Below are 24,610 nucleotides of genomic sequence, written 5' to 3'. Positions count from 1 at the left end.
AACCAGGCTCACCACCGGATTCACTCGATAGATTCTCGTGAGAAGTTACATAGTGAGAGTTCTCCATGCCATGCTCGTTCCCAGGTCGCTACGCAGTGCAGTCGTACGGATACGGCAGGCGCAGCACGCGCGTGGCTAGGGAGGGAGGAGTGGCCGTGTCCGGCTACGAAGTCACCGAACCCCGACTCCGCTGTGTCCTGCCGTTCGAGGCGGCGCCGGCGGAAGTGCCCCTGCTCCGGAGAGCCGCCGTCAAGCAGCTGAACCGGTGGGGGATGCCCGTAGCCCCAGATGAGGCAGAGCTGCTCGTCACGGAACTGGCGACGAATGTTGTCAAACATGTCGGGGAGGGCGCGTCGGCTGCCTTGATCCTCGAGTGGAGTGGCCCACGGCTACGGCTTGAAGTCCATGACAAGAACAGCGCCCTGCCGACGCTGAAGAAGCCGACCTGCGATGAGGAATATGGGCGGGGCCTGCATCTCCTGGCGACCCTCGCAGCTGACTGGGGGGCAGTGCTGACTGTGGTCGGCAAGGCAGTCTGGTGTGAAGTGGCCGTGGGTATGGGCCGGGATTGCCTGCGTATCGAGCGAGCGATTGAAGCGCTTGAGAACTACCAGGGGCCGGGCAGTACGGCTGCGCTGCGGGGGAGGGGGCAGGAAGCTGCTCTGGAAGAGACAGCTGTCGAACTGATCGCCGACCTGCTCCACTGGTCAGTGGCCCGAGGCCATGACCCGGATGACATCCTCGACCGCGCCCAAATGCATTACGAGGCTGACACAAGCGCGGCCTGAAGAAGTGGCATGTGCGTCGGCGGTCACCCCAGCGCTGCTCGGAGTAGCGCGCCGGCGTCATCTGGAGCGCCCAGCTTGTGGAGTTCCAACGTCACCTGGAGTACGTCCTGGTCGTGGTGATCGCGACCGTAGATATGGATCACGTTGTCGGCGAGCTTGTTCTGCTGCTGTCGCCGGAGCGCCTGGAGCAGCGTGGCTGTTTCGAGAGGGCTGAGAACGTCCGTGGTGTGGCGCAGCAAGCTCAGTGCGGCCCCTTGCCGGCCGTCGTCGTGCAGCTCTGCAGCCTGCTGGGCGACCCGCCGCGCTGCCGACGCATCGATTCCGCTCTGCTGCCGGTCCCCCCTCCGGCGGGGGACCGGCAGCAGAGTGAGCGATGCCTGAGCGGCGAGACGTGCTTGCAAGCCGGCTCGGGTTGCCCTCAACTCCGTGACCGACTCCCTAAGTTCCAAGAGGGCCTCATTGAATGACCGCACCTGCTGCCGAAGGGCTGCTAGCTCCGCCGCGTCGCGAGCTGCTGTTTTCCGCAGGCCGGTGAGCTCGGCCTGTGCGTCCTTGACTTGCTCGATCAGTGCATCGCGCTCAGCTTGCACTGCGACGAATGACTGCGCGTCCTGTCGAAGGGCTGCTAGCTCCGCCGCGTCGCGAGCTGCTGCCTTCCGCAGGCCGGTGAGCTCGGCCTGTGCGTCTGCGACTTGTTCGACTAGAGCATCGCGCTCAGCTCGTAGGGCGACACAGCTGTGACATCGCTCGGCCCACGCCTGCTCGCGGAGCTTTTCGAGCTCGTCGAAGCTGATGCCGAGCACGTCCCCGCCGCCAGCATCAGCGCAGGCCTTCTTGTAGATGAAGTCAACGGACCGTGGCACGGACTGCCCGCTCAGAAACCTGGACAGGGAAGTCTCGCTGCATTTCAAGTGGTCAGCCACTTCTGCCTGCGTTGGTCCTGACTCTGTCGACTTGTTGCCCGAAACGGCAGGAGCGATGTGATGGCAGAGCCCCTGTAGGGCCAGAGCCAAGGCGCGCTTGCCCGGAGGAACGTCACTGCGGAGCTCCTTGTCTATCCAGCCGCATGTGCGCGTCGTGTCCCTGCCCCGTGTCATGCCGTTCGGCCTCCAAGCTCGCGGCGGGCGGCCCGTTGGGCCTGCCAGATCCCGTAATTGTGCCTGAGTAACAGGGGGCCGGCGCTTGCTATTTCGCGAGCAAGCGTCCTTTCGCTGGACTTCCGTTTGGGTCGTGGTGCGAGACTTTAGGACGCAACCGCTTGAGGAGCGGGGGGCGTAGGTCAGCTATGCGGAGTTCATCCTGCATGCGTGGCTTATTGCGGTATGTCAGCCATACGACTTCACCGGAGGCGCTAGATGACGCTGCCGTCGTGGCAGGACAAGAAGCTGGGGAGCATGGCGCGGGCTGCGCTGTGGCTTCTGCAGGAGGTGGGGGAGGGGAACGTCTTCACGAAGGCGCAGTTGCGTGAAGCCTTCCCGGACGTGGCTCAGATCGACAGGCGCACCCGGGACCTGAGGGATCACGACTGGCGGATCGACACCAGCCGTGATGACGTTTCGCTGCAGCAGCAGGAGCAGCGCTTCGTCGCTCGTGGAGCTGATGTCTGGGTTCCGGGCAAGTCGAAGGCGCCGAAGCACAAGACCAGCCTCACCACGGCGCAGCGTATGAAGATCTTCCAGGCCGACAACCACCTCTGCCGGTCCTGTGGAATCGCGGGCGGTGAGGCGTACGAGGACGGCGTCACGCTGGCGGTGCTGAACGTGGCCCGCCGGAAGGTGCTGCTGCCCAGCGGCGAGACCGAGCACCAGCTGGTGACGGAGTGCAAGCGCTGCGGGGTCGGGGGCGGAGACCGCGAGGTCGACCTCGGGGTGATCCTGGACCTCGCGGAGGCCCTGTCTCCCATGGAGCGGCAGATCTTCCTGGCGTGGATCACGGCCGATCAGCGGCCCCTGAGCCCGATGGAGAAGATGTGGGGCATCTTCCGGACTCTGCCGGAGGAGTCCCGTAAGGCCGTCACCGACGCGCTGAACGACATGGATGACCAGGACGACTAGGGAGAGGACGGGGAAAAGCGATGCTGCGGGAGCTCCCGCAGCCGCCTCGTGCGGCTGAGTTCAGTGAACTGATCAAGAAGAAGGTCGAGGAGGTCAGGGCGGCCGGCGGTACAAGGGAGACGGTCACCGTCGACTGGAATGAACAGCAGGCTCATGTGGAGGTCATCGACTTGCCGCTCAGCGGGCTGTACTTCAACCCCAGCACCCACCGGATCCGGGCGCAGCGCAGCCACGATCCGACCCGTGATGAGTTGCTGGAAAGGGATCCGTGGAACGCTGAAAGCCAGGACTATCTGCGGTTCCTGCTCCAGGCTTCGCCGACCGATCCGAACATTCGCGACACCGACTTCGACAAGCTCAAGGAAAGCCTCGATCAGTTCGGACAGAACGATCCCGGGCTCGTGACCCATCACGGCATCCTCGTGAACGGCAACACGCGTGCCGCCGCACTGCGTGAACTGGGTGCCCAGTCGATGCGTGTCGGCGTGCTGCCTGAGTCGTTCACCTGGGCGGATATCAACGCCGTTGAGCTGTCACTCCAGTTGCGCAAGGACCACCGCCGCGACTACTCGTACATCAACAGGCTTCTGGCCATGGAGGAGCAGGCCTCGCTCGGGCGTACGCCTGAGCAGATCGCTAAGGAATTCCGGATCCAGGTCAAGACGTACCACCAGGAGCGCTGGATTCTGAGCACGATTCAGGAGCTCATCGACCGCAGTAAGACCGGCGGCGGAGTGGCCCTGAGGTTGGTGGACTGGGAAGGGGCCCAGGAGCGTCTCAAGGAGCTCCACCGTCTGTATGTGAAGCTGGAGTCGGTCGACCGTGACCAGGCCGAGGTCCTGAAGGAGTGGCGGCTCGCGGCAATCCTCCTGGACTTCTCGAAGACGGACGTGCGCCACATCGACGAAGAGTTCCTGAAGGAGGGGCACCTCGGGCGGACGCTGCCGGAGACGCTTTCCGCCGGCGACTCCGGGGCGGTGGGACAGGAAGCGGTCTCGATCCCGGGCCTTGGCCTCGCGGTGCCCGCAGCCTCTTCCGCCGTGTCCGAGGCACGGGCCCTGAACGACCGGATCCTGCGGGCCAGCGCTGCCGTTCGTAGCGGAACCCACGAGTTGTCTGACGGCGATAAGGCCCAGGATCAGGCGCTGCTAGATGACGCCAAGAGCGCTTTCGACGAGGCAATCGAAGCCGCCGGCCGCAGCGCACGCCTGCGCAAGCGTAAGCAGCTCGCCCCCGCGCGTCTTGCCGAGGCTTGCGCGAGCATCGATCAGTGCGTGATGGACCTCGTCCAGGCCCGTACTTCCCGGAGCCTGGACGAGGAGGCCTTCGACGAGGCGGTGCTGAAGCTGCGCGGCAGCCTTCGCAAGCTGGCCCAGCAGGCCGGCCGGGGCCTGCCCAACCCCGGTGACGGAGTGGCCTGGCTGCTTGAGGCCGCGGCCGCGGAAGGTGCTCGGTGACCGGTACCCCGGCTGAGACGTCTCTTCACCTGGGATTCGACGAGACGCGTACCCGAGTTGTCCTGAGGACGACTGATCAGTACCAGCAGGACCTCGTCCAGCTGGCCGCCCGTTTCCGCACGGGCGGCCAGTTGGGCCAGCTGGCCGCCTCGGTTGCCCTTGATGAGCTCCTCGCGGATCTGAGCGTTCTCAGCGGATGGCCGCACCACGAAGGCGTGGAGTGGGCTCCTGAACTGCGGAACCTTGTGGCCGGAGTCGTCCAGGACGCCAATACGGTCAAGGAGCGCTTGGCCGGCGCGCAGCCTCAGGGCGATGTCGCGCGGGACGAGGTGCCCGGGCTCCTCGGGGACACCTGGGAGGCGGAGCTGAGCGAGTTCCAGATCCGGGACATCGCGAAATTGCTGTCACTCCAGCACGGGGCCAACTTCAGTGTGCCTGGAGCGGGGAAAACACGCGTGGCTATGGCTGTCTATGCCGCCCAGAAGGCGCAGAGACGCGTGAGCCGGGTTCTGGTGGTGTGCCCCAAGTCGGCATATGAATCATGGCGATACGAGACCGCAGTGTGTTTCAGCTATCCCCTACGGACTCATGTTCTCGATGGGTCGATGGATCAGTGGGCGGAGGTGCTGATCGTCAACTACGAACGGCTGGACCGCTCCTTGCCCACGCTGGCCAGCTGGCTGAAGGCCGGTCCCTCCATGATCATTCTTGATGAAGCGCACAGGATGAAGCTGGGCGCTCGGGGCACCTATGGCGCTGCGTGCATGGCCCTTGGTCCTCTCGCCGAGCGGCGTCTGATCCTCACCGGGACCCCTGCGCCCAATGGCTCAAAGGACCTGGAGAACCTGATGGGCTTCGTCTGGCCTGGGCACGGGCAACGCACGGTCGTCCAAGCGGTAGCAGGAGGGGATCTCGCTTACGCCAGTTCGGTCCTGCGGCCTTTGTTCACCCGAACCACGAAGCAGGAACTGGGCCTTCCGCCAGTTTGGACGAGGGTGCGGTACGTCGACATGCCGCCGCTGCACAACGAGATCTACGGCTCTTTGGTGGGTGGCGTGAACAGCGGCGCCGCCAGAGATGATCTCAGCTCGCTCGGCAAGACGGCCTTGCGTCTGCTGATGGCGGCTACAAGTCCGGCACTGCTCCTTGAGGGGGGGAGCCGGTATGAGCCGTTGGCTTATCAGCTGCCGCCCCTGGAGATTCCGGAAGGCAGCTCGCTGTACTCACTCATGCAGAATCTTCCGGATTACGAGCTGTCGCCTAAGTACCAGGAAGCGGTGACGATCATCGCGGAGAACGCGGCACAGGGGCGCAAGACGCTGGTGTGGACGACCTTTGTCCGGAGTCTGGCGACACTGGAGCAGATGCTGGAGAAGTTCAGCCCCGCGGTCGTCTATGGCGGTACGCCTGACCGTGACGAGCAGCTGAGGCGGTTCCGTGAGGATCCGAGCTGCATGGTGCTGATCTCCAACCCGGCGACCCTGGGTGAAGGCATCAGCCTGCACCATGTGTGTCATGACGCTGTGTACGTGGACCGTGACTTCATGGCAGGCCGCTTCCTGCAGAGTCTCGACCGGATTCACCGTTTGGGGCTGGCTCCGGGAACGGACACCAGGGTGACTGTCCTGGCTGTCCGGAACACGATTGATGAGGTCGTAGCGGCGCGTTTGGAGCAGAAGCTCGAGTTCATGGGCCGGATCCTCGATGATCCGACAGTGCAGCAGCTCGCCGACCTGCAAGAAGAACCATCCGTCGCGGCCGGGCTGGCGCCAGGCGACATCGAGGCCTTGCTGAGGCATATGGGCAGCCGCTAGCATCCCGAGATTCAATTTGGGAGACTCCTGGTGCCGAGAGGCAGGCGTGATCGCTGCCTCTCGGGAACCGACGCATGTTTTGAGCCACACCAGGAGGAGCGCCCATGCGCGCCAGCGGCCGGAAGCGCCCGCAGTTCACCCCGCCACTGACCTCGATTGAGATCTGTGCAGGGGCCGGCGGGCAAGCCGTTGGGCTCCACAACGCCGGCTTTGATCATCTTGCTCTCGTGGAGTGGGACGCGCACGCGGTGCGGACCCTCAGCGCGAACGTGGCCGACTGGCCCGGGTGGAGCAAGGAGCGCGCGGACGCTCTTGAGCCGATGGATGTGAAGAAGTTCCTTGATTCTGACGTGCGCAAGAAACTCGGGCTTAAGGAGGGGGATCTCGATCTCCTTGCGGGAGGAGTTCCGTGCCCTCCGTTCTCCTTGGCTGGGAAGAGGCTTGGGAAAGATGACGAGCGTGATCTATTCCCGGACGCTCTAGACATTGTTGATGCACTCAGGCCTAAGGCCGTCATGATTGAGAATGTCCGAGGGATTCTTGAGCCGCCTGAGGTTTTCATTGAGTATCGCAGCTATATCCTGAGTCGACTGCGTGAGTTCGGTTACGCGGTCCCGGATATCGAAGATCACTGGCTTCCTGAGAAGCAGGATCTGGCGATGCGAAGTGTTTGGCGAAGGATGGATGCTAGCGATTTTGGCGTTCCGCAACTCCGTCCCCGGGCGATTCTCGTAGCTATCCGCAATGACGTAGTCAAGAAAAGCGGAGTCGACTTCCAGTGGCCAGTCCGCCTGAAGGGCGCCAAGGCGTCGGTTGTGGAGAAGCTCGAAGAGAGCATGAAGGAGCGCTGTGATGCGTTCTGGGATAGAAATTTCAGGGGACTGCCGGCGGCTCCGGATGAGCGGACCGGAAAGGATGTTTACGAAAAATGGCATGATGATGCGGAATCTGCCCTTGAAGCAGGTAAGGGAATCGCTCCAACGCTCGTTGGTGGCTCCAAGAAGCATGGCGGTGCGGACCTCGGGCCGACCAGGGCCAAGCGTGCCTGGGCTGACTTGGGGGTTGACGCCATGGGGGTCGCGAATGATCCTCATGAGTGCGACCCGGAGCGGGATCTCTTCCGTCCGGCTGGGCCTATGCTGACTGTGGATCAAGCTGCCATTATCCAGGGCTTTCCGGGAGAATGGAAGTTCCAGGGGCGGAAGACCGCAAAGTACCGTCAGGTTGGAAACGCCTTTCCTCCGCCTGTCGCGGAGGCGGTCGGTCGTGCTATCGCTGCAGTGCTGCGACCGGAGCAGCGAGAAGAGTTGCTCGAAGGGTATGTCGTAGACTCCAGTGACGGTCCCTCCTTCAAGTCTGAGTCCGAGCAGATGCTGTTTTCTGTTTCAGATCTTCCGCGCACTATCTCGGCGGGAAATGACCACCGAAGCGATTTTGTCGGCGCAGGCGCCTGATGGCTCGTGCTCCCAGAAACGGAGCACAAGCCAACCCGCTTCCTTGAGTCGTTGATCGGTGTCGCGGTCACGATTCATGTTCCGCAGGACCTTTTCCGACCAGTATCCCGAGTTGGTCTTCGGTGGGACGTAGTGTTCCGGGCAGCCGTGCCAGTAGCAGCCGTCGATGAATACGGCTACCTTCGCCGGCCGGAAGACTATGTCGGCTGTCCTGCGGAGATCGGGCAATGGTCGGGCAGCCACGCGGTAGCGCAGCCCTTGGGCATGGACAAGGCGTCGGATCAGCCGTTCAGGCTTTGTGTCACGGCTGCGGATCGCTTGCATGTTGCGGCGGCGTGCTGCGGACGAAGCCCAGGAACCTTCTGGTGCTTCCCACGCGGGAACTTCGGACACACAGCAGAGGGTAGCCGCACGTGCGGGTGATGGGCACGGGTCGACGGTTGGGCTGCTGCTCAATGCCTGAGACCGTTGCTGAGCGAACGGCACTGTAGTGGGCTAAGAAGTCATCTCATTTGGTGAGTCTGCGGTAGCAGATGAGGGTGCAGGCGATGCTGGTGAAGGCCAGGAAGTGTTCGGCTTTGCGTTCGTAGCGGCGGTGGAGGCGGCGGCATCCGGCGAGCCAGGCCATGGTGCGTTCGATCGTCCAGCGGTGGCGGCCCAGCCGTGTGGAGGGCTCGATGCCTTTGCGGGCGATGCGATGTCGGATGCCGCGGCTGCGTAACCATCGGCGCAGGTGGTTGTAGTCGTAGCCTTTGTCGCCGTGGAGTTTGGCGGGCCGTCGTCGGCGCGGTCCGCGCCGGGAGCGAATGGGTGGGATGCCTCGCACGAGCGGTTCGAGGGCCTGGCTGTCGTGCAGGTTGGCACCGGATATCCCGACGGACAGGGGCAGCCCGGTACGCTCGGTGATCAAGTGGATCTTTGAACCGTACTTGCCGCGATCCACCGGATTCGGACCTGTCAGGTCCCCTTTTTCAGGGCTCGCATGTTCACCGAGTCGATCGCGCAGCGAGACCAGTCCAGTTCACCGCGAGAGCCGAGTTCGTCGAGGACCAGGCGATGGAGCTTCGCCCACACCCGGGCCTTCGACCACTCGGCGAAGCGCCGGTGAGCCGTGGGCCCTGAAAGCCCGAACGAGGCGGACGGCAGTTGCTGCCACGTGCAGCCCGACGTGGCCACGAACACGATCGCAGCCAACACCTCCCGGTCGCCGTGCCGGCGCCGGCCACCACCCTGAGGCCGACTCGGCGCCTCCGGAACCACTCGCTGGAACAACTCCCACAGCTCATCCGGCACAAGCCGCTCAACGATCCCCACATCTGGAGCCTATCGAACACCCCAAATGAGATGACCTCTAAGGGGGCTGGCTGTCCGAGCCGAGTTTCTCAGGGTTGTTGGGGCCGCCCGCTTCTGCTCATCGTTGTGCTTCCGCAGCCCGCCTCAAGGGCGCTCCCGCGTCGGCCGACGCCGATGGCCCTTCGAGCCACCCTTGACTGACCCGGGCCGCTCCAACACGGCGGAGAAACGAGCGGGTGGCCCGAGGGAAACGGGTCCTGGAGTGGGGTGCCGTTGCATAGGCCTGAGGCTGGCCGGAGCTGGGAGCGCCTCAGCTGAGTGGCAGCGCGCCGACTGAGGCCGGCGGCCTGTGCCTCGCTGCCGGGGGGGCGTCCTTATACTCCGTGGCAGGTGGCGTAGTCCTGGGAGGAACCACACCAGCAGTCGGCCGCCCGCTGCGGCGGCCAAACCACAGCCCTCCCCCGTGCCGCCAACGTAGTCGCATACTGCGGCAACAACGTCACGTCCCCCGGCGACGCCCCCTCCGAAGCCGCGAACGCCTCGTACGACGGCACAGTCCCCGTGACGATGCCCAGGTTCGGGGTGCCGGACGAAGACAGTTCGCGAAGCGCGGACTCTATCGTCGACAGGTGCTGCTGGTGGGAGGGGTACTCGGAGGACAGGCCGGGGTACGCCGACAGCAGCTCCTCCAGCTCGGACGTCGGCCAGTGCAGCACTGCCACCGGGAAGGGGCGGGAGAGGGCCTCCCGGTATGCGCCGAGCTCTGCCCGCAGCCGCGAGATCTCCGCCTCCAGCTCTGCCGGATTGTCGGACCCCAGGGACCACACCCGCTTCGGGTCGTGGAGTTCGTCCAGGGAGACCGGGGAGGTGTGGAGGGAGTCGGCGACGGTGTCCCAGGTGTCGTGGGGCAGGCCCCGCATGCGGCGGACGCGGTGGCGGCCGAACAGCAGGGGGTGGGTCGAGTACGGGGGCTCCGCCCCGTCCGTCAGCAGCAGGTTCGCCGCCTCGGTGAACGTCTCCTCCGCCGCCTCCAGCTCGTCGTGCGCCTCCAGGGACTCGGCCACGATCACCCAGGGGGCCGGGTCGCGGGGTGCCGATGCCCGGATTCCGTCGATGATCGCCCTTGCCTCCGCCTCGTGGTCGTACTCCCAGAGGTTCGAGGCCTTCAGGGCGCGGACGAGGTGGGGGTTCTCCAAGCCGTCGAGAGAAGACAGCAGGCGGTCGTAGAGCGTCGTCGCGGCGGGGCGGTCGCCGGCCAGTTCGAGGTGGGCCGCGGCGCGCAGGAGCAGGGCCTCGGCGTCCTCGGGATACAGGCCTGCGGTTCGCTCCAGGCGTGCCGCTTCGGTGGTGTGGTCGACGTTCTCGGCAGGAGTGTCGGGGCGCATGAGGGACACCGTACTGCCGGGCGGTGACAAACGTGAGGCGCACAGGGGAGGGAACGTGCGGCATAGAGGGGAGGGCAAGAGAGGGGAAAGAGGAGGTGGGGAAGTGGGCGCGGGCCCTTGGCTGGTGGGGGACGGCTGACGGGGACCGTTATCTTCGACGCGGACATCGACAAGCGGAGTCGGCATGGAGAAGACGGTTGCCCTGGTCGCCGGGGAGCAGGAGGCGGCCGGTGCCGTGGCGGGCGCGGAGGGCGGTGACGTGCGGCCGGAGCCGCCTCGGTCCTGGCCGCTGCTCCTTCTCGTGGCCGCCGTGGTGCCCGGGACGGTCGTCATTCTGCTGGGGCGCTGGGGGGACGCGCCCGCCGTGCAGGCGTGGCGGACCGTGTGTCTGGCCGTCACCGTGCAGGCCCTGCCCTTCCTGCTGCTCGGCACGGCCCTGTCCGGTGCGATCAACGCGTTCGTGCCGGAGCGGGTGTTCAGTCGCCTCCTGCCGCCGCGGGCCGTGCTCGCCGTGCCCGTCGCCGGTGTCGCCGGGGTCGTCCTGCCGGGGTGCGAGTGTGCCTCGGTACCGGTGGCCGGCAGTCTGATCGGGCGGGGGGTCGCCCCGGGCGCGGCCTTCGCGTTCCTGTTGTCCGCGCCGGCCATCAACCCGGTCGTGCTCACCGCCACCGCCGTCGCGTTTCCCGGGAATCCCGCCATGGTGCTGGCCCGACTGGTCGCCTCGCTCGTCACGGCCGTCGTGATGGGGTGGCTCTGGCTGCGGTTCGGGCGGGCCGAGTGGCTGGCGCCCGCTGTGCGGCATACCGGTCACCGAGAAGGCCACAACCGGTGGAACGAATTCCGGCTCGGTTTCCAGCACGACTTCCTGCACGCCGGCGGGTTTCTCGTGCTCGGGGCCATGGCGGCCGCCACCTTCAATGTCGCGGTGCCCCGGTCCGTGCTCGACACCTTCACCGGGGTGCCCTGGGTGTCCGTGCTCTTCCTGGCCGGGCTCGCCGTGCTGCTCGCCGTGTGTTCCGAGGCCGACGCGTTTCTCGCCGCCTCGCTGACCGGGTTCCCGGCGGTCGCCCGGCTCACGTTCATGGTGGTGGGGCCCATGGTCGACCTGAAGCTCATCGCCTTGCAGGCGGGGACCTTCGGGCGGGCCTTCGCCGTACGGTTCTCCGCCGCCACCCTTGTCGTCGCTGTCGCGTGCAGCTCGGTCGTCGGAGGGGTGCTGCTGTGAGGCGTTTCGTCCAGGCGCTGCTGCTCGTGCTCTGCGGGCTCGGGCTGCTGCAGGTCTCCCTCTTCACCGAGCTGTACCTGAGGTACGTCAAGGAGGGGATGCGGCCCCTGCTGATCGCCTCCGGGGCGGTGCTGCTCCTGCTGGGCCTGGCGAGCGCCGTGCTCGACAAGCGGCAAGAGAAGGAAGGCGAGGGGCACGGGCATGATCACTCCGGCCTGCCCCGCGTCGCCTGGCTGCTCCTCCTCCCCGCGCTCAGCCTGCTCTGCTACGCCCCGCCCGCCCTCGGCGCCTACACCGCCTCCCGGCAGCCGCCCAAGGCCGTCGCCGAGCAGAGCGACTTCGATCCGCTCCCCGCCACTTCGCCCGTCCCCATGACCCTCTCCGACTTCACCAGCCGCGTGCGGCAGGACCGGAGGCAGGACATCAAGGGGCGCGGCATCCGGATGACCGGGTTCGTCACACCCGGTGGGCCGGCGGGGAGCTGGGACCTGACGCGGGTCATCCTCAACTGCTGCGCGGCGGACGCGCAGTCCGTGAAGGTGCGGATCCACGGCGGTCCCGCGCTGCCCGCCAACACCTGGGTGACGGTCACCGGCACCTGGCACGCCGCCGGGAAGCTGGGCACCGGCTCCGCGGCGGTCGCGCTCGACGCCCGTACCGTCCAGAAGGTCGCCCGGCCGGTGAACGGGTACCAGGACGCCCTTCCGCTGCCCTGAGCGGCCCCGCCGGACGGTGACTCCGTCCACCTGGAGCGCCTGGACCGACCAGCCCTTTCTCAAAACCCGTTGAGGAGGAGGGAGGGGCGGCGGGTTCCGGGGAGGAATCCCCACCGCTCTGGTGAGTTGGCGTGCCTCGCCCTATCGTGCGTGCGGCTCCTGGGAGGCGGGTGTGCGGATACGAGTCGTACGGCACCGGGATCGGCGCAGGCGGGCGACGTGGCGGCGGGGTCTGTGGAGCGGAGGCGAAGTGCTCGTCACCGCCGGTCTCGTGCTCATGCTGCTCGTCGTGCATCAGCTGTGGTGGACCAACCGCGAGGCCCGGCAGGGAGCCGAGCGGAAGGTGGAGGCCCTGGAGAAGGAGTGGGGCAATGGCGGCGGGGGCGGCTCGGCTCCGGGTGCGGCGCCCTCCGCGTCGGCGCCCCGGCCCGCGGCGACGGGTGCGTCCGGCGGGTCGAGGCGGCGGTCGTCCGGCTCGCTCGTCGTCTCCGGCCGCCCCCGCGCCTCGCAGGCGTACGCCATCCTCGTCGTCCCCCGGCTGGGCCTCCGCGTTCCCGTCGCCGAAGGCGTGAGCAAGCCGGACGTGCTCAACATGGGGTACGTCGGTCACTACCCCGGCACCCAGCAGCCGGGCCAGGCCGGGAACTTCGCGCTCGCCGGGCACCGCAACACCCACGGTGAGCCCTTCCGTCACCTCCCCCGGCTGCGGCCCGGGGACACCGTCCAGGTCGAGACGAGGGCGGCGACGTACACGTACACGGTCGACAAGATCCTTCCGCGGACGTCGTCCCGGGACTCGGGTGTCATACGGCCCGTGCCGCGTTCCCTCGACCGGCCTTCGTACGGGTACGACGAGCCCGGCTACTACATCACCCTCACCACCTGCACGCCCGAGTTCACCTCGCGGTACCGGATGGCGGTGTGGGGGAAGCTGGTGTCGATGCGGCCTCGGGGGCAGGGGTCTTCGGGATGAGACCATGCGGTGGTGTCCGGCTCTGTCGAAGGCTTCGAAAGCCTCCTGGTGAACGCGGACGTCCTGCGGGCCCTGTACGGGCACGTTCCCGGTCTGGAGCGGGTACGAGTCCGTTCCGTCCATCTCGACTGGCGTGGCCCGACGGTGACGTTGCGGGTCGACCTGCCCTGCTTTCCCGCGTCACCGCCCCGGGAGTGGGCCGACGCGGGCATGGACTCCGCGCAGTGTCAGCTGGAGTTTCCCGCGGTGGAGCCGCTGGCGTTCGCGCGCTGGGAGCCGCCCGCCGTGGGTGACCTGCGTGCGGTGCCGTTCGGGGGCGAGCGGCGGATGCGGGTGTCGGTCGGCGGGACCGGGATCGACCTGCGGTTCGAGTGCGCCGCGTCCGTGGTCGTACGGCATGTCAGCGCCTTCCGGCGCGGGCCCGCGGGAGAGGACGACGGGCCGCATCTCTTCCTGGGCAGAGTGGACTCCCTGCTGTTCGGCTCGCTTCCCGCCACACATCAGAAGGTGTTCTATGGGCGGTGACTGGCAGCGGCTGCTCGCCTCCCCCGACTGCCTGGGCGTGCTGTACGGCGAGGATCCGCCCCCGCCGGACGCGTGTGATCTCTTCTCCGTGCACATCGACGAACGCGGGAACTCCGTGACCCTGGGGTTCGATACGCGGCGGCTTCCCGTGAACCTGCCCGCGGAGTGGGAGCGGAAAGGCCTCAATGCCTTTGAGTTCCACCTTGTCTTCACGGAGGTGACGGGGCTTCGGGTCACGGGATGGGGTGCCGCCGAGGCGAAGCGCGTCCGGGTGTCCTTCCGGGAGGGCGGAGGCTTCGACGTCGTACTGGGGGCGGAGGAGTCCGGGATCGTGTTCGGGGCGGCCGCGGTGCGGCCCGCCGGACCGCGCGCCTACCTCGCCTCGGACAGCCCCTGAGCCTTGACGGGACGACTCACACCCGCTCGCGCAGCGCCAGCACACTCACCGCTCCCAGCGCGGCCAGGCCCGCCGAAACAACCATCGCCACGTCCGCGCCCCGCGCCAGGCCGCCGCCGCAGGAGGTGACGAGGGCGATGGTCAGGGCCACGCCCGCGCAGGAGCCGATGTAGCGGAACGTCTGCTGGGCGCCGGAGCCCATCGCCGCCCGTTCGGTGGGGACCGACTCCACGGCCACCAGCGGCAGCGCGGCGTTCAGGAGGCCGCCGCCCACGCCGCCGATCACCAGGCCCGGCAGCATCCGCGGCCACGAGCCCGCGTCGATCGCGCCCAGCATCGCCAGCGCGCCCACCGCGTGCAGCAGGAAGCCGGCGGCCAGCTGCCGTCGTGGCCCCACTCGGCCCGCCAGCCGCTTCGCCTGCAGGGCCACCACGAAGGACAGGCCCGACCACAACAGGAGCAGCCAGGCCGTGTTCATCGCGGACAGACGCAGGGTCTGCTGCAGCAGGGCGGGGAGGTAGCTGAAGAGGCCGATCACCGTCAGACCGGTGAACAGGCCGCCGGCCGCGGAGGCCAGGAAGCGGGGGTGGCGCAGGAGGGAGAGGTCGATCATGGGGGTGCGGGTGCGGCGCTCCACGAGTGTGAACAGGCCCATCCCGGCCACCGCCGCCGCCAGCAGCAGGGCCACCGGGGTGCGCAGCCAGCCGTCACGACCCAGGATCAGCGCCGCCACCAGGGCCACCAGCGCCGAGCCGAAGGTGAGCGCGCCGAGGATGTCGGGGCGGCCGCCCCGGGGAGCCTTCGACTCCTTCAGAGGCCGGACGCCCAGGGCCGCCACCAGGAGCGCCGCCGCGCCCAGGGCGCCGTACGCCACCCGCCACGAGGGCATCGCCCCGGACACCAGCGGGCCCGCCGCGATGCCCCCGCTGACGAACGCGCCCCACACGCCGGTCGCGTGCAGCCGGCCGCGCGGGCTCGGGAAGGCCGTCACCAGCAGGCCCAGGCTGCTCGCCAGGATCGCCGCGCTCGCCGCGCCCTGGGCGATGCGGGCCAGGGTGAACAGGAGGGTGGAGGTCGTCAGGCCGCCCAGGGCCGTGGTCAGGCCGAGGACGAGCGTGCCGGTGAGGAAGACGCGGCGGCGGCCGTAGTCGTCGGCCAGGCTGCCGGCCACCAGGAGGAGGGCGGCGAGACCCAGCGGAGTGCCGTTCAGGAGCCAGGCCTGGGCGGAGAGCGGGGTGTGCAGGTCGGCCGCGGTGTCCGGGAGCGTGACCATCGGGGCCGTGTAGGTCATGAGGGCCACGGCGGTCGCGGCGCTGGCCAGGGCCAGGGTGGCGCGGGGGCGGTGCGGCGGCGCCGAAGGGCGGGTGTCCCGTCGTACGGCTGCGGGCTGCCGCGCACTGAGGGTTCTTTCATTGAACCTAAGCATGTCCACACCGTAGCACCGTCGGTTCGGTCACTGAACCTAAGGCGGGGAAACGGTTACAGTGGACCGCATGGCACTGGGCAAGGACTACGCGACGCAGGAATGCTCGATCGCCCGCGCGCTGGAGGTCGTCGGCGAGCGGTGGACGCTCCTCGTCGTGCGCGACGCGCTCTACGGCGTCCGGCGCTACAACGACTTCCTCGTCCACCTCGGCATCCCGCGCGCCGTCCTCTCGGCCCGGCTCAAGACGCTCACCGAGGTCGGGATCCTCGAAAAGCGCCGCTATCAGCAGGCCCCGCCGCGCGACGAGTACGTCGTCACCGAGCGCGGCATCGCGCTGTGGCCGGCGCTGCGGGCCCTCGCGCTGTGGGGCCGTGAGAACTTCCAGGAGACGCAGCTGCGGTCCTTCCGGCACGCGGACTGCGGCACCGAACTCGGGTCGCTGGGCGAATGTCCCGCCTGCGGAACCATCGTGCCCGTCCCGGACGTTGTACTCGTGCCGGGCCCGGGACTCGATCCCGACCCGGCGGATCCGGTCAGCAGGGCGCTGCTCAAGCCGAAGCGCATGTTGGAGCCCCTGGAGACCGATCCTGTATAACGGGGGATGACCCAGGGGAAGAGCGCAGAAGCGCAGGTCAGCGGGAGGGGGAAGTTATGGTTCGCAGTCGCTTCGACGCCGTGCGTCCCGTCGCCCTCATGCTGTTCCTGGTGAATCTGCTGCTGCTCCAGGCCGCGCTCCTCGACACCGGCAGCCTCTCCACCACCGTCGCGCTCGCCGCGACCGCCGCCGCCGGTTCCGCGCTCGCCGTCTGCTCCCTCCTCACCGCACGCTGCGCGCCCGCCGTCCCGCCCACCCGGGTCCGTACGGCGATACGCGACCGGGCCCGCCGTACGGCCTTCCTGCCGCAGCGCGACCCCGACGCCCCGGGGCGCCGCCGTCCCCGAGCACCCGGACACGCCCTCGCGACGACCTGCGCGTAGGGCACCAGCCAACAGCGATACGTGACCCCCGCGCGGGTCGTCATGCCGCCATGTCATGTCCCGTCACATGGCATGTCCCCGCACATGCCATGCCCGTCCGCATGCCATGTCCCGTCACCACCGGCACGACGACGCACCCCGTCACGGAGGGTCCAACCATGTCCGTTTTCGCCCACCTCGTCGAGCAGCTCGCCGATCTGCTCCAGCCGCTCTTCCACGCCGCCGCGGCCGCCGCCACGATCGTCCTGATCACGGCGCTCGTACGACTGCTCGTGCACCCGCTGTCGCGGGCCGCCGCCAGAGGCCGGCGCGCCCAGGCCGCGCTCCAGCCGAGGATCGCCGAGCTGCGCAAGAAGCACGCGAAGGATCCCCAGCGGCTGCAGAAGGCGGTGCTGGAGCTGCACGCCGAGGAAAAGGTCTCCCCGTTCTCCGGCCTTCTGCCCAGCCTGTTCCAGCTGCCCGCCTTCTTCCTCCTCTACCACCTCTTCTCCAGCTCCTCGATCGGCGGCGAGAGCAACGGGCTGCTGGCACACGAACTGTTCGCCGCGCCGCTCGGCGGGCGCTGGGCCGACGCCCTCACCGACGGAGGGGTCTTCGGGGCGGCCGGGCTCGTCTACCTCGGGCTCTTCGTCCTCGTCGCGGCCGTCGCCGCCTTCAACTACCGGCGCACCAAGGTGATGATGGCGAAGAACCCGGTCCAGATCGCGACGGGCGAGCAAGAGCGGGTGCCGGGGCTCGGCGCGGTCAACAAGCTCATGCCGTTCATGTCCTTCTTCACGCTCGTCACCGTGGCGGTGGTGCCGCTCGCGGCCGCGCTGTACGTCGTCACCAGCACCACGTGGAGCGCGGTGGAGCGGGCCGCGCTGTACCGCTGAGCCGGTTCCCGGAGGTCAGGCCCGAACCGGGGTTACGGTCCAGTACGTGAACAGGGTCTTGCGGAGTGGATGGCCGAGTTGGAGGATCGACCAGTCCTCCGATGGCTGCACCCATCGGTCGGGCGCTCGCGATCGAGGGAGATTGTGACCATGAAGCTGCTGCGAGTCGGTACGGCCGGTGCGGAGCGACCCGCGCTGCTCGACGCCGAGGGGACCCTGCGGGATCTGTCGGGCATCGTGGACGACATCGACGGAGCGCTGCTCGCCGACGACGGCGCGCTCGGCCGGGTACGGGCGGCGGCCGAGGCCGGTGAGCTGCCCGCGCTGGACGCGGCGGGGCTCAGGACCGGGCCTCCGCTCGGCCGGATCGGCAAGATCGTGTGCATCGGGCTCAACTACCACGATCACGCCCGCGAGACCGGGGCCGAGCCGCCCGCCGAGCCCGTGATCTTCTTCAAGGCCGCGGACACGGTCGTCGGGCCGAACGACACCGTGCTCGTGCCGCGCGGCTCCGCCAAGACCGACTGGGAGGTGGAGCTGGCCGTCGTCATCGGGCGTACGGCCCGCTACCTGGAGTCGGCCGAGGAGGGGCTGGCGCATGTCGCCGGGTACGCGGTGGCGCACGACGTGTCCGAGCGGGAGTTCCAGATCGAGCGGGGCGGGACCTGGGACAAGGGGAAGAACTGCGAGACGTTCAATCCGCTGGGGCCGTGGCTGGTCACCGCGGACGAGGTGGCCGACCCGCAGCGGCTGCCGCTGCGGCTGTGGGTGAACGGGGAGCTCAAGCAGGACGGGACCACCGCCGAGCAGATCTTTCCCGTCGGGGAAGTCGTGCGGTACGTCAGCCACTTCATGACGCTCTACCCCGGGGATGTCATCAACACCGGGACTCCGGCGGGGGTGGCCATGGGGCAGCCCGAGCCCAAGCCGTATCTGCGGGCCGGGGATGTCGTGGAGCTGGAGATCGAGGGGCTCGGCCGGCAACGGCAGGAGCTGAAGGACGCCTGACGGGCCGTTTCACCGGGGGAGTCCGCGGGCGAGCCGGGTTCAGCTCACCGGCAGACTCTCCCGGGCCCACGTCGCCAGAAGCCGCAGCGCGGTCTGGGACGGTGAGCCTTCCTCCACCGTGTGAGCGACCAGCGCCTGGTCCGGGTCGTCGGGGAGCCGCAGCGTCTCGAAGCCGAGGTCCAGTTCGCCGACCACCGGGTGCCGGTAGAGGTACCGTCCGTGGGTCTTGTCCTTGAGCCGGTGCTCCGCCCACACCTGACGAAAATCCTCACTGGCAGCGGAGAGTTCGTCGAGCAGCGCCGCCATCCGCGGGTCATCCGGATGCCGTCCCGCGTCGAGCCGGAGATAGGCGGCCACGTCGCTCGCCTTGCCGCGCCAGTCGGCGTACAGGCTGCGCGTCCCCTCGTCCAGGAACACCAGGCGGGCCAGGTTGCGCTGCCGAGGCGGCAGCGCGCCGAAGTCCGTGATCAGTGCCGCCGCGAGTCGGTTCCACGCCAGGATGTCGGTGTTCCGGCCGACGACGTACGCCGGCACGTCGGCCGCCAGGTCCAGCAGCCGGCGCAGCCCCGGCCGTACCCGCTGCGACGGCGGCGGCCCTTCCGGGCGGTCCGGGTCCGACCACGGCCGCGCCAGCCGGTACAGATGCTCGCGTTCCACCGCGTCCAGGCGCAGGGCCCGGGCCACCGCGTCCAGTACCGCCTCGGAGAAGTGCAGGGTGCGTCCCTGCTCCAGGCGAACGTAGTGGTCCACGCTCACCCCGGCCAGCCGGGCCAGTTCCTCCCTGCGCAGCCCGGGAACACGCCGCTGGCCGCCGTAGTCCGGCAGCCCCAGCTCTTCGGGCCGTAACCGGGCCCGGCGGGAGCGGAGGAACTCGCCCAGTTCTGCGCGTCTGTCCAGAGCCATGCCGCAAGTATCCCTGTCCCGCTCCAACTGCCCCCGGCCAGCCTGGTCATGCCGTGCCCAGGCACCGGCTGCCACTGGGTGGGCCGCCGCCGGGCGGCCAGAGTGAGGGGCACCGGAACGGATCCGGCCCACAGGGCGCCCCCGGCGCCCCGCACCTCGACCCACAGGGAGTACTTCGGTATGACCACCCCTCACCTGACCACCCGTGCCTTGGGCGGCACCGGTATGGACATCACCCGCGTCGGGTTCGGCTCCTGGGCGGTGTCCGGATCCGGCTGGCGCTTCGGCTGGGGTGCCACCGACGACGCCGAGTCGATCGCCGCGATCCGGCACGCGATCGACGCGGGCGTCAACTGGATCGACACCGCCGCCGCCTACGGTCTCGGCCACTCCGAGGAACTGGTCGGCAAGGCCGTCGCCCAGTTGCCCGAGGCCGACCGCCCCTACCTCTTCACGAAGGTGGGTCTGGTCTGGGACCCGGACAACCCGCAGGCCGCGCCCCGCCGGACCATGAAGCCGGCCAGTGTCCGCCGCGAGATCGAGGACTCGCTGCGCCGGCTGGGCGTCGAGCGCATCGACCTGTACCAGGTGCACTGGCCGGACACCGGCGAGTCACTTCAGTACGCGGGTGACGGCAGCGGCGCCGTCTCCCCGAACGCCACCCCGCTGGAGGAGTACTGGCAGGTCATGGCCGATCTGAAGGCCGAGGGCAAGGTCCGGGCGATCGGCCTGTCCAACCACTCGCCCGAGCAGCTGGCCGCCGCCGAGCGGATCGCTCATGTCGACGTCGTCCAGCCGCCGTTCTCGGCGATCAACCGTTCCGCCGCGGACGAGATCGCCTGGGCGCACGCCCACGACACGGGCGTGATCGTCTACTCCCCGCTGCAGTCCGGGCTGCTCACCGGTGCCTTCTCCGCCGAGCGCGTCGCGAACCTGCCCGCGGACGACTGGCGAGCCGCCCACCAGGACTTCACCACGGGCCTGGACGCCAACCTCCAGGTGGCGGACGCGCTGCGCCCCGTCGCCGACCGGCACGGTGCCACCGTCGCCGAGGTGGCCATCGCGTGGGCGCTGGCCTGGCCCGGCATCACCGGGGCCATCGTCGGTGCCCGCAAGCCCGGCCAGGTCGACGGCTGGATCGGGGCGGGCTCGGTGGAACCGACACCGGCCGACCTGGAGGAGATCGCCGCCGCCATCAGCACGTCGGGCGCGGGCACCGGACCCGTCCGCCCGTAGACCGTCCACAGCCGCACAAGGAGATCACGTCAGCATGTCCCTCACCGTTGTCGCCGAGTGCCTGGCCGCACCCGGACAGGAGGACCGGCTCCGCACCGCCCTGGAGGCGATGATCGAGCCGTCCCTGGAAGAACCCGGCTGCCTCGCCTACCGCCCCTATGCCGACCCCAACAACCGCGCCCGCATGGTGATCGTCGAGGAGTGGACGGACCCGCAGGCCCTCGCCGAGCACTTCACCACCGCTCACTTCCACCACGTGAAGCAGGTACTGGAACGTGTCCTCGCCGAGCCGATGACCGTCCGCAAGCTGGTCGCCGCGCCCGCCGACTGACGCACGCCGCCGGGCAGGTGCCGCCCAGCGGGGGCGCTACGCCTCCAGAAGGGCAGCCAGCCTGCGCCAGGCCTCGCGCGGCAAGCCCTCCCGGGAGCCGGCGTCGATCACCTGGACCGCCACGTGGTCGGCGCCCGCCTGGTGGAAGGCCTCGACGCGGGAGCGGATCCTCGTCTCGTCGCCCCAGGCGAAGAACGCGTCGATCAGGCGGTCGCTGCCGCCGTCCTCGAGGTCGTCCTCGGTGAAGCCGAGGCGGAGCCAGGTGTCGGTGTAGTTGGGGAGGGCGAGGTACGGGGCGAGGGTGTCACGGGCCGCGGCGCGGGCCTTGCCCGGGTCGGTCTCCAGGACGACCTTGAACTCCGGGGCCAGCAGCGCGCTGTCGCCGAGGATCTCCCGGGCCCGCGCCGTGTGCTCCGGGGTGACCAGGTACGGGATCGCGCCGGCCGCCCGGGTGCCGGCGAGCGCGAGGGTCTTCGGGCCGAGGGCGGCCAGCACCCGGCGGTTCTCGGGCACCCCGGCCTCGTCCAGCGCGTCGAGATAGCCGACCAGGGCCGAGTACGGGCGGCGGTACCGGTCGTGGAGCTTGGCGTGGCTGATCCCGAGGCCCAGGACGAAGCGGCCGGGGTGGGCCGCCTCCACCTCGGCGAAGGCCGCGGCGCTCTCGGCGGCCTCGTACTGCCAGATGCTCTGGATGCTGGTGCCGACGGCGAGCGTCGACGTGGTCTCCAGGAGGGGGAGGGCGTGCCGTGCGGCGCTGCTGCCGCCCAGCCAGACGGCGCCGTATCCGAGTTGTTCCAGTTCGGCCGCGGCCTCGCCGATCTCGGCACGCAGGGAGGGGTCCTCGGCGCGCAGGCCGTGGCTCCAGATGCCGTACCGGCCGACGGAGTCCTTGAGAAGGCTCGGGGTGTCGCTCATGTGTTGGCTTCCCTCCGGTCGGGGCGCTGCCGTGACGGATGTGACATCAGTGACAACCGGAGGGTGCCGCGCGGTAATCCCCGCTCAGTTCTCCAGGAACTGCTCCAGGGCCTCCACCACGAAGCGGTGGTCCTGCAGCTGGGGGAGGCCCGAGACGGTCACCGAGCCGATGATGCCGGCGTTCTCGACGTTGATCGGGAACGAGCCGCCGTGCGCCGCGTAGGTGTCCGGGTCCAGGCGGGAGGACTCCTCGAACGTCGTGCCCTTGGCGCGGAAGCGGGCGCCGACCAGGTAGGAGGAGGCGCCGTAGCGCTCCACCACCCGGCGCTTGCGGGCGATCCAGGCGTCGTTGTCCGGGGTGGAGCCGGGCAGGGCGGCGTGGAAGAGCTGCTGGCCGGCGCGGTGGATGTCGACGGCGACCGGGGCCTGGCGCTCCCGGGCCAGCTCGACCAGGAGGGAGCCGAGGGCCCAGGCGTCCTCGTAGGTGAACTGCCGGAAGACCAGGCGGCGTTCCTGTGCCTCCAGCTCCTCCACGCTCGGGGTGATCTCCGGGGCGAACTTCGGGGTGATCTGCGGGTGGTGCATCAGAGGGTCACCGTCACCTTGTCGTGGGCGGACCGGTGGGCCGCCTCCAGTACGTCGAGGGCCGCCGCCGCCTCCAGGGCGGTCACCGGGTTGGGTCCGGCGCCGGTCAGGGCCGCCGCCACGGCCGCGTAGTAGGCCGGGTAGTCGCCCGGAACGGTCGGCACGGGGCGGCCGCCGTCGGTCAGCGGGGACTCGCCGGCGCCCAGGCGCCCCCACAGGGGCTCGGGCTCGGCCCCCCACTTGGGGCCGGGCCGCAGGCCCTCGCGCAGGGCGGCCTCCTGCGGGTCGAGGCCGTACTTCACATAGCCCGCCTGCGAGCCGAGCACCCTGAAGCGCGGGCCGAGCTGGGGCGTGGTGGCGGAGACGTAGAGGTGGGAGCGGACGCCGCTTGCGTGGGTGAGCGCGATGAAGGTGTCGTCGTCGGTCTCGGCGCCGGGGCGGCGGACGTCCGCCTCGGCGTACACCTCGGCGGCCGGGCCGAAGAGCACCAGGGCCTGGTCGACGACATGGCTGCCGAGGTCGTAGAGCAGACCTCCGATCTCTGCGGGGTCGCCGGACTCGCGCCAGCCGCCCTTGGGCTGCGGGCGCCAGCGCTCGAAGCGGGACTCGAAGCGCCGGACGTCGCCCAGTTCGCCGTCCTCCACCAGCTTTCGCAGGGTCAGGAAGTCGTTGTCCCAGCGGCGGTTCTGGAAGACGGAGAGCAGCAGACCACGCTCCTCGGCGAGGGCGGCGAGGCCCCGTGCCTCGGCGGCGGTGCCGGAGACCGGCTTGTCGACGACGACCGGCAGACCCGCCTTGAGGGCGGCGGTGGCGAGCGGGACATGGGTCCTGTTCGGGGAGGCGATGACGATCAGGTCCAGCTCGTCGGCGCGGTCGAACAGCGTCTCGGGGGTGGTGGCCAGGCGGATGCCCGGGAACTCCGCCCGGGCCTGCTCCTGCCGCTCGGGGTTCGAGGTGACCACGGTGTCCAGGGTGAGGCCCTCGGTGGCGGCGATCAGCGGGGCGTGGAAGACGGAGCCTGCGAGGCCATAGCCGATCAGGCCGACGCGGAGGGGGGTACCAGTCATGCGCCCTACTTTCGCAACGCTGTTGCCAAAGTGCAAGTGGCGAGGAGAATGGATGGCGTGAACAGGACGAAGAGCGGCGGACCGGCGGGAGCGAACCTCTTCGCGGTGCGCAGTCACAACACCGCGCTGGTACTGGATCTGCTGCGGGCGGCAGGGGTCGACGGCATCAGCCGGCTCGAACTGGCCGAGCGGACCGGGCTCACCCCGCAGGCCGTCAGCAAGATCACCGCCCGGCTGCGGGAGGCGGGGCTCGCCGCGGAGGCTGGGCGCCGGGCGTCCACCGGGGGCAAGCCGCGCACCGTGCTGCGGCTGGTGCCGGAGGCCGGGCACGCGGTGGGAGTGCATCTGGACCGGGACGAGCTGCGGGCCGTGCTGGTGGATCTCGACGGGGCCGTGGTCGGGGAGTGGTGCGGGGCGCTGGACCTCGGGGCCGGGGCGGAGGTGGTGCTGGGAGTGGTGACCGGTGCGGTGGAGGGGCTGGTGCAGGAGGTGCTGGACGCCGAGGGCCGGGGGCTCGGCGAGATCGCCTCGCTGCTCGGGGTGGGGGTGGCCGTCCCCGGGCCGCTCGACCACGTGGACGGGGTGCTGCACCGGGTGACCGGGTTTCCGGAGTGGGACGGGTTCCCGCTGCGGGACGCGCTCGCGCAGCGACTGGGGGTGCCGGTCGTGGTGGACAAGGACACGAACGCGGCGGCGTTCGGGCTGGCGGTCGGGGGCGAGGGCGGGTCCTTCGCGTATCTGCATCTCGGTACGGGGCTGGGGGCCGGGCTGGTGATCGGCGGGAGTGTGCATCGGGGGGCGCGGACCGGGGCGGGGGAGTTCGGGCACCAGGTCCTCCAGCTGGACGGACCCCTGTGCGAGTGCGGGGACCGCGGGTGCGTGGAGGCGCTGTGCCTGGCGGCCGCGGGGCGGGGGGAGACGGCAGAGGCGGCACGGGTGCTGGGGGTGGGGGCCGGGAATCTGGCGGCGCTGCTGGACATCGACGTGGTGCTGCTCGGGGGGCGGACGGTCGCCGCCGCGCCGGAGGCGTTCGTCGACGGCGTCGCGGAGGTGCTCGACGCCCGGGCCCGGCGCGAGGGGGCCCTCGGGGCGCCGGTGCCGGTGCGGCTCGCTCCCGGCGGAGCGCGGGCCGTGGCGGAAGGCGCCGCACAGCTCCTCCTGGCTCCCCTGTTCGGCCGGGCGGACGGCTGAGTACAGCCGCAGAT

Annotated in this window: 26 protein-coding genes; 17 read left to right on the top strand and 9 right to left on the bottom strand. The window is 69.3% G+C overall.

Features of this window, described 5'->3' with window-relative positions; genetic code table 11:
* The first annotated feature begins 155 nt into the window (after positions 1–155).
* Positions 156–788, top strand: a complete 633-nt coding sequence (locus AVL59_RS42080) for an ATP-binding protein (RefSeq protein WP_067318416.1) — start codon at positions 156–158, stop codon at positions 786–788.
* A gap of 23 nt (positions 789–811) precedes the next feature.
* Here AVL59_RS42080 and AVL59_RS42075 read toward each other — a convergent pair whose 3' ends face one another.
* Positions 812–1,711, bottom strand: a complete 900-nt coding sequence (locus AVL59_RS42075) for a coiled-coil domain-containing protein (RefSeq protein WP_067314950.1) — start codon at positions 1,709–1,711, stop codon at positions 812–814.
* Between the two features lie 432 nt (positions 1,712–2,143).
* Between AVL59_RS42075 and AVL59_RS42070 the strand changes: the two genes are divergently transcribed.
* The 4 genes from AVL59_RS42070 to AVL59_RS50035 all read left to right on the top strand — a co-directional run bounded on the left by AVL59_RS42070 (position 2,144) and on the right by AVL59_RS50035 (position 7,567).
* On the top strand, positions 2,144–2,842 hold the full coding sequence (locus AVL59_RS42070; RefSeq protein ID WP_067314948.1) for a hypothetical protein: 699 nt from the start codon (positions 2,144–2,146) through the stop codon (positions 2,840–2,842).
* A gap of 20 nt (positions 2,843–2,862) precedes the next feature.
* Positions 2,863–4,299 (top strand): ParB N-terminal domain-containing protein, encoded by a 1,437-nt coding sequence (locus AVL59_RS42065; RefSeq protein ID WP_067314947.1) that lies wholly within the window; start codon positions 2,863–2,865, stop codon positions 4,297–4,299.
* Complete coding sequence (locus tag AVL59_RS42060; protein WP_067314945.1) at positions 4,296–6,113, top strand: DEAD/DEAH box helicase; 1,818 nt, start codon at positions 4,296–4,298, stop codon at positions 6,111–6,113. Before AVL59_RS42065 ends, AVL59_RS42060 begins: the two co-directional genes overlap by 4 nt.
* A gap of 104 nt (positions 6,114–6,217) precedes the next feature.
* On the top strand, positions 6,218–7,567 hold the full coding sequence (locus AVL59_RS50035) for a DNA cytosine methyltransferase (RefSeq protein ID WP_079147253.1): 1,350 nt from the start codon (positions 6,218–6,220) through the stop codon (positions 7,565–7,567).
* On the opposite strand, the gene AVL59_RS50030 is transcribed toward AVL59_RS50035, so the two are convergent.
* The 3 genes from AVL59_RS50030 to AVL59_RS42045 form a co-directional block, all read right to left on the bottom strand.
* The gene (locus AVL59_RS50030) at positions 7,499–7,960 is read right to left on the bottom strand and encodes a very short patch repair endonuclease (RefSeq protein WP_079147252.1); all 462 of its coding nucleotides are present in this window, start codon (positions 7,958–7,960) and stop codon (positions 7,499–7,501) included. The genes AVL59_RS50035 and AVL59_RS50030 overlap by 69 nt on opposite strands.
* Positions 7,961–8,075: 115 nt before the next feature.
* Positions 8,076–8,875, bottom strand: a protein-coding gene (locus tag AVL59_RS50025; protein WP_237281881.1) for an IS5 family transposase whose coding sequence is annotated in 2 segments (ribosomal slippage) — positions 8,076–8,537 and positions 8,540–8,875 — 798 coding nt in all. Because the reading frame shifts where the segments join, the coding sequence is not laid out codon by codon here.
* A gap of 359 nt (positions 8,876–9,234) precedes the next feature.
* Positions 9,235–10,245, bottom strand: coding sequence for an SEC-C domain-containing protein (locus AVL59_RS42045; RefSeq protein ID WP_067314943.1), 1,011 nt, complete (start codon positions 10,243–10,245; stop codon positions 9,235–9,237).
* A 184-nt stretch (positions 10,246–10,429) separates the two neighbouring features.
* Between AVL59_RS42045 and AVL59_RS42040 the strand changes: the two genes are divergently transcribed.
* The 5 genes from AVL59_RS42040 to AVL59_RS42020 all read left to right on the top strand — a co-directional run bounded on the left by AVL59_RS42040 (position 10,430) and on the right by AVL59_RS42020 (position 14,081).
* Positions 10,430–11,470, top strand: coding sequence for a permease (locus AVL59_RS42040; RefSeq protein ID WP_067314942.1), 1,041 nt, complete (start codon positions 10,430–10,432; stop codon positions 11,468–11,470).
* Complete coding sequence (locus tag AVL59_RS42035; protein WP_067314940.1) at positions 11,467–12,186, top strand: TIGR03943 family putative permease subunit; 720 nt, start codon at positions 11,467–11,469, stop codon at positions 12,184–12,186. Before AVL59_RS42040 ends, AVL59_RS42035 begins: the two co-directional genes overlap by 4 nt.
* 172 nt (positions 12,187–12,358) lie before the next feature.
* The gene (locus tag AVL59_RS42030; RefSeq protein ID WP_067314938.1) at positions 12,359–13,159 is read left to right on the top strand and encodes a class E sortase; all 801 of its coding nucleotides are present in this window, start codon (positions 12,359–12,361) and stop codon (positions 13,157–13,159) included.
* A 12-nt stretch (positions 13,160–13,171) separates the two neighbouring features.
* On the top strand, positions 13,172–13,684 hold the full coding sequence (locus AVL59_RS42025) for an Imm50 family immunity protein (RefSeq protein ID WP_067318414.1): 513 nt from the start codon (positions 13,172–13,174) through the stop codon (positions 13,682–13,684).
* Entirely contained in the window at positions 13,674–14,081 is a 408-nt protein-coding gene (locus tag AVL59_RS42020; RefSeq protein WP_067314936.1) for an Imm50 family immunity protein, read from the top strand. The genes AVL59_RS42025 and AVL59_RS42020 overlap by 11 nt, the downstream gene beginning before the upstream one ends.
* Before the next feature lie 16 nt (positions 14,082–14,097).
* Here the strand turns inward: AVL59_RS42020 and AVL59_RS42015 are convergent, their stop codons facing one another.
* Positions 14,098–15,507 (bottom strand): MFS transporter, encoded by a 1,410-nt coding sequence (locus tag AVL59_RS42015; protein ID WP_067318412.1) that lies wholly within the window; start codon positions 15,505–15,507, stop codon positions 14,098–14,100.
* A 67-nt stretch (positions 15,508–15,574) separates the two neighbouring features.
* Between AVL59_RS42015 and AVL59_RS42010 the strand changes: the two genes are divergently transcribed.
* The 4 genes from AVL59_RS42010 (at position 15,575) to AVL59_RS41995 (ending at position 18,368) form a co-directional block, all read left to right on the top strand.
* Positions 15,575–16,102 carry a winged helix-turn-helix transcriptional regulator gene (locus tag AVL59_RS42010; RefSeq protein ID WP_245383330.1) on the top strand — a complete coding sequence of 176 codons (528 nt, stop codon included), beginning with the start codon at positions 15,575–15,577 and terminating at the stop codon, positions 16,100–16,102.
* Positions 16,103–16,158: 56 nt separating this feature from the next.
* A complete protein-coding gene (locus tag AVL59_RS42005; RefSeq protein ID WP_067314933.1) occupies positions 16,159–16,485 on the top strand; it encodes a DUF6412 domain-containing protein in 327 nt (108 codons plus the stop codon).
* A 158-nt stretch (positions 16,486–16,643) separates the two neighbouring features.
* Complete coding sequence (locus AVL59_RS42000) at positions 16,644–17,360, top strand: YidC/Oxa1 family membrane protein insertase (protein ID WP_067314931.1); 717 nt, start codon at positions 16,644–16,646, stop codon at positions 17,358–17,360.
* A 150-nt stretch (positions 17,361–17,510) separates the two neighbouring features.
* Positions 17,511–18,368, top strand: a complete 858-nt coding sequence (locus tag AVL59_RS41995; RefSeq protein WP_067314930.1) for a fumarylacetoacetate hydrolase family protein — start codon at positions 17,511–17,513, stop codon at positions 18,366–18,368.
* 39 nt (positions 18,369–18,407) lie between these two features.
* Here AVL59_RS41995 and AVL59_RS41990 read toward each other — a convergent pair whose 3' ends face one another.
* Positions 18,408–19,271, bottom strand: a complete 864-nt coding sequence (locus tag AVL59_RS41990) for a helix-turn-helix transcriptional regulator (RefSeq protein ID WP_067314928.1) — start codon at positions 19,269–19,271, stop codon at positions 18,408–18,410.
* 180 nt (positions 19,272–19,451) lie between these two features.
* Here AVL59_RS41990 and AVL59_RS41985 point away from each other — a divergent pair, with 180 nt between their 5' ends.
* Complete coding sequence (locus tag AVL59_RS41985; RefSeq protein WP_067314926.1) at positions 19,452–20,507, top strand: aldo/keto reductase; 1,056 nt, start codon at positions 19,452–19,454, stop codon at positions 20,505–20,507.
* Positions 20,508–20,541: 34 nt separating this feature from the next.
* A complete protein-coding gene (locus AVL59_RS41980) occupies positions 20,542–20,838 on the top strand; it encodes a putative quinol monooxygenase (protein ID WP_067314924.1) in 297 nt (98 codons plus the stop codon).
* 36 nt (positions 20,839–20,874) lie between these two features.
* Here AVL59_RS41980 and AVL59_RS41975 read toward each other — a convergent pair whose 3' ends face one another.
* The 3 genes from AVL59_RS41975 to AVL59_RS41965 form a co-directional block, all read right to left on the bottom strand.
* Positions 20,875–21,753: an LLM class F420-dependent oxidoreductase gene (locus tag AVL59_RS41975; protein WP_067314922.1), complete on the bottom strand. Its 879-nt coding sequence runs from the start codon at positions 21,751–21,753 to the stop codon at positions 20,875–20,877.
* Between the two features lie 84 nt (positions 21,754–21,837).
* Positions 21,838–22,338, bottom strand: coding sequence for a heme-degrading domain-containing protein (locus AVL59_RS41970; RefSeq protein WP_067314921.1), 501 nt, complete (start codon positions 22,336–22,338; stop codon positions 21,838–21,840).
* A complete protein-coding gene (locus AVL59_RS41965) occupies positions 22,338–23,405 on the bottom strand; it encodes a Gfo/Idh/MocA family protein (RefSeq protein ID WP_067314919.1) in 1,068 nt (355 codons plus the stop codon). Before AVL59_RS41965 ends, AVL59_RS41970 begins: the two co-directional genes overlap by 1 nt.
* 48 nt (positions 23,406–23,453) lie before the next feature.
* Between AVL59_RS41965 and AVL59_RS41960 the strand changes: the two genes are divergently transcribed.
* The gene (locus AVL59_RS41960) at positions 23,454–24,596 is read left to right on the top strand and encodes an ROK family transcriptional regulator (protein WP_067314918.1); all 1,143 of its coding nucleotides are present in this window, start codon (positions 23,454–23,456) and stop codon (positions 24,594–24,596) included.
* Positions 24,597–24,610 lie beyond the last annotated feature (14 nt).

The sequence above is a fragment of the Streptomyces griseochromogenes genome, assembly GCF_001542625.1.
Classification (GTDB): Bacteria; Actinomycetota; Actinomycetes; order Streptomycetales; family Streptomycetaceae; genus Streptomyces; species Streptomyces griseochromogenes.
Note: the sequence above shows the minus strand (reverse complement) of the source record. Positions and strands in the feature narration are given on the sequence as shown.